Origin of the sequence: Lamprocystis purpurea DSM 4197 (assembly GCF_000379525.1) — a bacterium.
Taxonomy (GTDB): domain Bacteria; phylum Pseudomonadota; class Gammaproteobacteria; order Chromatiales; family Chromatiaceae; genus Thiodictyon; species Thiodictyon purpureum.
This window is the reverse complement of record NZ_KB902388.1, coordinates 1-7,601: the sequence shown is the minus strand read 5'-3', so window position 1 is coordinate 7,601 and position 7,601 is coordinate 1. Positions and strand designations below refer to the sequence as shown.

General features: G+C 65.1%; 4 protein-coding genes. All 4 read left to right on the top strand.

All coding sequences use genetic code 11. The features are described 5' to 3' along the window. Window positions 1-334 precede the first annotated feature (334 nt). The 4 genes from A39O_RS0105010 (at window position 335) to wecB (ending at window position 7,173) form a co-directional block, all read left to right on the top strand. Entirely contained in the window at window positions 335-1,714 is a 1,380-nt protein-coding gene (locus A39O_RS0105010) for an IS4 family transposase (protein ID WP_020503610.1), read from the top strand. Window positions 1,715-1,868: 154 nt separating this feature from the next. Continuing rightward, on the top strand, window positions 1,869-2,168 hold the full coding sequence (locus A39O_RS0105005) for a GIY-YIG nuclease family protein (protein ID WP_020503609.1): 300 nt from the start codon (window positions 1,869-1,871) through the stop codon (window positions 2,166-2,168). Window positions 2,169-3,871: 1,703 nt separating this feature from the next. Next, a complete protein-coding gene (locus A39O_RS0104995; protein ID WP_026199176.1) occupies window positions 3,872-6,079 on the top strand; it encodes a bi-domain-containing oxidoreductase in 2,208 nt (735 codons plus the stop codon). Next, window positions 6,073-7,173, top strand: a complete 1,101-nt coding sequence (wecB, locus tag A39O_RS0104990; RefSeq protein ID WP_020503606.1) for a non-hydrolyzing UDP-N-acetylglucosamine 2-epimerase — start codon at window positions 6,073-6,075, stop codon at window positions 7,171-7,173. The genes A39O_RS0104995 and wecB overlap by 7 nt, the downstream gene beginning before the upstream one ends. Window positions 7,174-7,601: the final 428 nt, after the last annotated feature.

Here is a 7,601-nt window from a genome sequence, read left to right as displayed (position 1 = left end):
CACCGGCAGCCGGAAGGATGATCAAGGCCCCCGCGCGGTCCGTCATTCCGGCTTGGATGCCGGAATCCAGGGCCGGGCAGGGCCATGGTTCAACCTTGAACGGTATGCTGGTTGCGGGTTACCGTCCTTGGCACTGGGTCTCGGCCTCCTGCCGGGACGACGGAGGTCGCGCTTGACCGCGCGGTCCGTCATTCCGGCTTGGATGCCGGAATCCAGGGCCAGGCAGGAATGGCACTAATTTAGTCTAACAGACTGAAAATAATAGGGGCCAACCCGCAAGAGTGGTAGGCTGAAGGTTGCGACACCCAACCCATCACCCTGCGAGCCAGCCCCCATGCATCCTAACCAACGCGCCGCGACGCAGCAACGTGTCCTTGAGGAGGCCGCGCGGATCGACACCGGCGGATTCTTTAATTTGTTGACCGGCCCGCAGCTGCTGGATCAGGTCGCCGTGTTGGTGCCGGCCCATCGTGAGCGGGCCTTTCCCCCGACGAAGACCTTGGCGATGTTCATGACCCAGGCGCTCTCGGCGGACGGCAGTTGCTGCCAGGCGCTCGCCGACCACGCGGTCCAACGGGCCATCGCCGGGTTGCCGCGCCTCAGCACCAGCACCAGCGCCTTCTGCCAAGCCCGGGCCCGACTGCCGCTGTCGATGATCGCGACCCTGGCGCGCCAGACCGGGGAGCTGGTGACCGACGGGGCACCGGCCTGGTGGCACTGGCACGGCCGACGGGTGCGGCTCGCCGACGGGGCAACGCTGACCTTGGCCGACACCGCGGAAAACCAGGCCAAATATCCGCAGCCGACGAGCCAGAAGCCNGGACTGGGGTTCCCGATCTGTCGGTTGGTGGTCTTAATGTGCCTGGCGACCGGCGCCTTGTTGGATGGGGCCGTCGGTCCCTGTGTGGGCAAGGGCAGCGACGAGCAGANCCTGCTNCGCACCCTNCTCGATACCCTGCTGCGCGGCGAGATCCTGATTGCCGACGCTTTTTACGCGACGTATTTTCTGCTCTGTGAGTTGGGGTCCCGCGGCGTCGATGGGGTGTTTGAGCAGTATGGCGCCCGCAAGCGCAGCACGGACTTTCGCCTGGGCCAATGGCTTGGGGNGCGTGACCACCTCATCGTCCTGAGCAAGCCCAAGCGTCCGGACTGGATGAGCCAGGAGGACTACGATCAGGCCCCGGACACCCTGACCGTGCGTGAGTTTCAAGCGGGCGGTAAGATCATGGTCACGACCCTGCTGTGCCCCAAAGCGGTCCCCAAGTACACCCTCAAGGTGTTGTACCGCAGCCGCTGGAACGTCGAACTTGATCTGCGCAACAGCAAGACCACGCTCGGGATGGAACACCTGCGGTGCCGGACTCCGGAGATGGCGATCAAGGAGTTGTGGGTCTACTTGCTGGCTTACAACCTGATCCGTCTGCTGATGGCGCAAGCCGCCCTGCTGGCTGACCAAATCCCACGGCAACTGAGCTTTAAACACACGGTGCAGATCTGGATTTCCTGGCAACAGCGGGGCGGCGGGACCCGCGACGCGGTGGTGATCCGCGCCCTCTTGGTGTTGATCGCCGAACCCCGGGTCGGTCTACGGCGGGGACGCATTGAGCCGCGGGCGTTGAAGCGTCGGCTCAAGAGCTATCCGCTGTTGACCAAGCCCCGGCGCCTCGCGCAGGAGGAGGTCCGCCAGAACGGCCACCCCAAGAAACAGCGCTGAACANGCCGATTTTTGGTCCTGAGTCGCAACGGTAACCCGCTGATTTAAANATGCTCTCGGCTTATCTTCGCGCCATTCGGGCCAGGCAGGGGCATCGTTACGCAAGAGCTAAGCTCCCAGGTAAAGTGGAACACGCTGCGTAGGGAGGAAACCAATGGAGCGTAAACCTGCCGTATACATCCTTGCGAGCAAACGCAACGGTACCCTTTACCTCGGTGTTACGAGCAATCTGCCGAAGCGAGTCTGGGAGCACAAACATGACTTGGTGGAGGGCTTCACTCGGCGCTATCACGTGCATCGGCTGGTTTGGTATGCGCAGCTGGAGACGATGCCGGATGCGATCAGGCTGGAAAAGCAGATGAAAGGCTGGCAGCGGGCCTGGAAGCTTCGAGTGATTGAGGAGATGAATCCAGCGTGGCGAGACCTGTACGATGACTTTGCGGCAGGGGACTGATCCGGTGGGGTGCGTCATCGTCATTCTGGCAGGAGGCCGGAATCCAGGGCGGGGTAGGGGTGATCGGTCAAGACTGGGCGGTGTGCTGGCTGAGGGTTACCGTCCTTGGCACTGGGTCCCGGCATCCATGCCGGGACGACGGAGATCGCGGTTGCCCGCTCGGTCCGTCATTCCGGCTTGGATGTCGGAATCCAGGGCTGGGTAGGGCCAGTGTTCAGCCGGGAGCGGTGTGCTGGCTGAGGGTTACCGTCCTTGGCACTGGGTCCCGGCATCCATGCCGGGACGACGGAGATCGCGGTTGACCGCTCGGTTCGTCATTCCGGCTTGGATGCCGGAATCCAGGGCCGGGTAGGGGTGATCGGTCAAACGTGGGCGCTGTGCTGGCTGCGGGTGACCGTCCTTGGCACTGGGTCCCGGCATCCGTGCCGGGACGACGGAGATCGCGGTTGACCGCTCGGTTCGTCATTCCGGCAAGGATGCCGGAATCCAGGGCCAGGCAGGGCCATTGTTCAACCGTGAGCGGTGTGCTGGTTGCGGGTTACCGTCCTTGGCACTGGGTCCCGGCATCCATGCCGGGACGACGGACATCGCGGTTGACCGCTCGGTCCGTCATTCCGGCTTGGATGCCGGATTCCAGGGCTGGGCAGGGGTGATCGGTCAAACGTGGGCGCTGTGCTGGCTGAGGGTTACCGTCCGTGGCACTGGGTCCCGGCATCCATGCCGGGACGACGGAGATCGCGGTTGACCGCTCGGTTTGTCATTCCGGCTTGGATGCCGGAATCCAGGGCTGGGTAGGGGTGATCGGTCAAACCTGGGCGGTGTGCTGGCTGAGGGTTACCGTCCGTGGCACTGGGTCCCGGCATCCATGCCGGGACGACGGACATCGCGGTTGACCGCTCGGTTCGTCATTCCGGCAAGGATGCCGGAATCCAGGGCCAGGCAGGGCCATTGTTCAACCGTGAGCGGTGTGCTGGTTGCGGGTTACCATCCTTGGCACTGGGTCCCGGCATCCTGCCGGGACGACGGACATTGCGGTTGACCGCTCGGTTCGTCATTCCGGCAAGGATGCCGGAATCCAAGGCCGGGCAGGGGTTATCGGTCAAACGTGGGCGCTGTGCTGGTTGCGGGTTACCGTCCTTGGCACTGGGTCCCGGCATCCGTGCCGGGACGACGGAGATCGCGGTTAACCGCGCGGTTCGTCATTCCGGCATGGATGCCGGAATCCAGGGCCGGGTAGGGGTGATCGGTCAAACCTGGGCGGTGTGCTGGCTGCGGGTTACCATCCTTGGCACTGGGTCCCGGCATCCATGCCGGGACGACGGAAGATCGCGGTTGCCCGCTCGGTTTGTCATTCCGGCTTGGATGCCGGAATCCAGGGCTGGGTAGGGCTGTTATTCAACCGTGAGCGCGGTGCTGGCTGAGGGTTACCGTCCCTGGCACTGGGTCCCGGCATCCATGCCGGGACGACGGAGATCGCGGTTGCCCGCTTGGTCCGTCATTCCGGCTTGGATGCCGGAATCCAGGGCTGGGTAGGGCTGTTATTCAACCGTGAGCGCGGTGCTGGCTGAGGGTTACCATCCTTGGCACTGGGTCCCGGCATCCTGCCGGGACGACGGCGGTCGCGGTTCGCTGCTTTTCTTGGCTTGTCCAGCGGTTTCAAGGCGACCGCTGTCTTCGGAATTTCACTTTATCTGAGCTGTACCGTGAAACAAATTTTGCAAAACCTTAAGGATGGCCGTACCGAGTTGGCCGAGGTGCCGTGCCCGCGCGTGGGCCGCGGGGCCTTGCTGCTGCGCACGACCCGCTCGCTGATTTCGGCTGGGACTGAACGGATGCTGGTGGATTTCGGCAAAGCCAATCCGCTCGCGAAGGCGCGCCAGCAGCCTGATAAGGTACGGCAGGTGTTGGAAAAGGTGCGAACTGACGGTCTGGTGCCGACCCTGGAGGCGGTGCGCAATAAGCTGGAGCAGCCGCTGCCGCTGGGTTATTGCAACGTGGGGGTGGTGGCGGAACTGGGCGCGGGCGCGGCGGGCTTCGCGGTGGGCGATCGGGTGGCTTCGAACGGCCGGCATGCCGAGATGGCGAGTGTGCCGGTAAATCTGTGTGCCCGGATTCCGGATGACGTGACGGACGAGGCGGCGGCCTTTACCGTGATCGGGGCCATTGCCTTGCAGGGTATCCGCCTGGCGGCGCCGACCCTGGGTGAAGCGGTGGTGGTGACCGGGCTCGGGTTGATCGGGTTGATGGCGGTGCAACTGCTGCGCGCCCATGGCTGCCGGGTGTTGGGGATCGACCTGGATCCGGCCAAGCTGGCGTTGGCACGCCAATTCGGTGCCGAGACGGTGGATCTGGCCGCAGGGCAGGACCCGGTGGCGGTGGCTGAGACCTTCGCGCGTGGACACGGAGTGGATGCGGTGATCATCACGGCGGCGACGCGCAGCAATGAGCCGGTGCATCAGGCGGCGCTGATGTGTCGCCAGCGCGGGCGGATCGTGTTGGTGGGCGTGGTCGGGCTGGAGCTGTCGCGGGCGGATTTCTACGAGAAGGAGTTGAGCTTTCAGGTCTCCTGCTCCTATGGGCCGGGGCGCTATGACCCGCTCTATGAGGAGCAGGGCCAGGATTATCCGATCGGCTTCGTGCGCTGGACCGAGCAGCGTAATTTCGAGGCGGTGCTGGATATGCTGGCCGACGGGCGGCTGGATGTCGCGCCGCTGGTGTCCCATCGCTTTGCGCTGGAGGACGCCGAGCGCGCCTATGCGGTGGTTGGCGGCGCCGAGCCGTCGCTGGGGATCGTGCTTGAGTACCCAGGTGGCGAACTGCAGCGCTTGCGGGAACAGACCATTGCGGTCGCTGCGTCACTGCCTGGTGCCGGTGCGGGAATAGGTGTCGACGCTTCAACGTCGCGTGCCGCGGCGGTGAGTTTTATCGGTGCCGGAAATTACGCCACCGGGGTGCTGATCCCGGCTTTCAAGGCGGCCGGAGCGCGGCTGGTGGCGGTGGCTTCCAGTGGTGGGGTGAGCGGGGTTCATGCGGGGCGGAAGTTTGGCTTTGCACGGACGACCACGGATACCGAGGCCTTGTTTACCGATCCGCAGTCAACCGCGCTGGTGATCACGACGCGGCATGACAGTCATGCGCGGATGGTGTTGCAGGCATTGGCCGCGGGGAAGGCGGTGTTTGTGGAGAAGCCGCTGTGTCTGACGCTCGATGAGTTGGCGGCGATCCGGGATATCCTGGTTCCCAGGCCGCGTTTGGGCGTGCCGCCCGAGGGGCTGGAACCTGGAAGCCAGCATGGACCGGGCGGGCAGGAGGCTGCCCCCGCACCCTTGTTGATGGTGGGTTTCAACCGCCGCTTTGCGCCTCAGGTACAGAAGATCAAGTCGCTGCTGGCCGGCGTGACGGGTCCGAAGGCGTTGGTAATGACGGTGAATGCTGGGGCGATCCCGGCGGAGCACTGGACGCAGGACCCGGCGGTGGGCGGCGGGCGCATCATTGGCGAGGCGTGCCATTTCATCGATCTACTGCGGTTCCTGGTCGGGGCGCCGATCGCGCGGGCGGAGGCGCTGGCGATGGACACGGCCACGGGGGATTCGGTTAGCATCAACCTGGGTTTCGCCGACGGCTCGCTCGGGACCGTCCATTACTTGGCCAACGGCAGCAAGGCGTTCCCGAAGGAGCGGCTCGAGGTCTTCGCCGCCGGGCGGGTGCTGCAACTGGATAATTTCCGCCGCCTGACCGGTTTCGGCTGGCCGGGCTTCAAGGCGCTGAATCTGTGGCGTCAGGACAAAGGCCAGCGCGCCTGTGCCGCGGCGTTCGTGCAGGCCCTGCGCACGGGCGGGCCAGCGCCGATTCCGCTGGAGGAGATTCTGGAGGTGAGCCGGGTGACCATCGAGGTAGCGCGGTCATGCTGATCGACATCATCGCGGGCGCGCGCCCGAATTTCATGAAGATCGCGCCTATTATCCGGGCGCTGCAGGCCCGGGCGGCGGCCGGCGGACCCTTGCGGTACCGCCTGGTGCACACTGGTCAACACTATGACGCCCGCCTGTCGGGCGATTTTTTTGTCCAGTTGGGCATCCCGGCGCCGGATGTGAATCTGGAGGTGGGGTCGGGCACCCAGGCGGAGCAGACGGCAGCGATCATGATCGGCTATGAGCGGCTGCTGCTGGCGGCGGCGTCCCGGTTGTGTCTGGTGGTGGGGGACGTGACCTCGACCATGGCCTGCGCCATCGCGGCGCAGAAGCTGTGCGTGCCGGTGGCCCATGTGGAAGGCGGCATCCGCTCGGGCGACTGGACCATGCCGGAAGAGATCAACCGGATGGTGACCGATGCCATCACCAACTGGTTCTTCACCACCAGCGCCTTTGCCAATGCCAACCTGCGCCAGGCGGGGGTCGGGGAGGAGCGGATCATTTTCGTCGGCAACACCATGATCGACTCCTTGCTGGCCAACCTGGAGCGGCTGCAGCCGCCGCCGTTCTGGGATGCCTTGGGCTTGCAGCCGGGTGGGTATTTCGTCGTCACCCTGCATCGGCCGGCCAACGTCGACGGCACCGGTTCCCTGGCGCGGCTGCTGGCGGCGATCGGCGCGGGCACGCGGGGCCTGCCGGTGATCTTCCCGGTGCACCCGCGCACGGCCAAGACGCTACGCGAGCTGGCCGATCTGCCGACGCACCTGCACCTGGTCGAACCGCAGCCCTATCTGGAATTCAACTATCTGGTCAAGCACGCCAAGGCGGTGATCACCGATTCAGGGGGGATTACGGAAGAGACCACGGTGATGGGCGTGCCCTGCATGACGCTGCGGAATAGCACCGAGCGGCCGGAGACGGTGAGCATCGGGACCAATGCGCTGATCGGCACCGATCCAGCGAAGCTGGCGCCGGCACTCGATCGGCTGTTTGCCGGGGACTGGCAGCGTGGGGCGATACCCGAGTTGTGGGATGGGCGGGCGGGGGAGCGGATTGTGGTGGGGCTGGAGCGGGTGTTGGGTGGTCGGGTTTGAGTCTTGCTGCTTCGTCCGTCATTCCGGCTTGGATGCCGGAATCCAGTGCCAGGCAGGGCCATCGTTCAAACTTGAGCGTTGTGCTGGTGGAGGGTTACCGTCCCTGGCACTGGGTCCCGGCATCCTGCCGGGACGACGGAGATCGCGGTTGGCCCGGCGGTCCGTCATTCCGGCATGGATGCCGGAATCCAGTGCCAGGCAGGGCGATCGTGCAAACTTGAGCGTTGTGCTGGCGGAGGGTTGCCGTCCTGGCACTGGGTCCCGGCATCCATGCCGGGACGACGGAGATCGCGGCTGACCGCGCGGCCCGTCATTCCGGCATGGATGCCGGAATCCAGTGCCAGGCAGGGCCATCGTGCAAACTTGGGCGTTGTGCTGGCTGAGGGTTGCCGTCCTGGCACTGGGTCCCGGCATCCTGCCGGGACGAC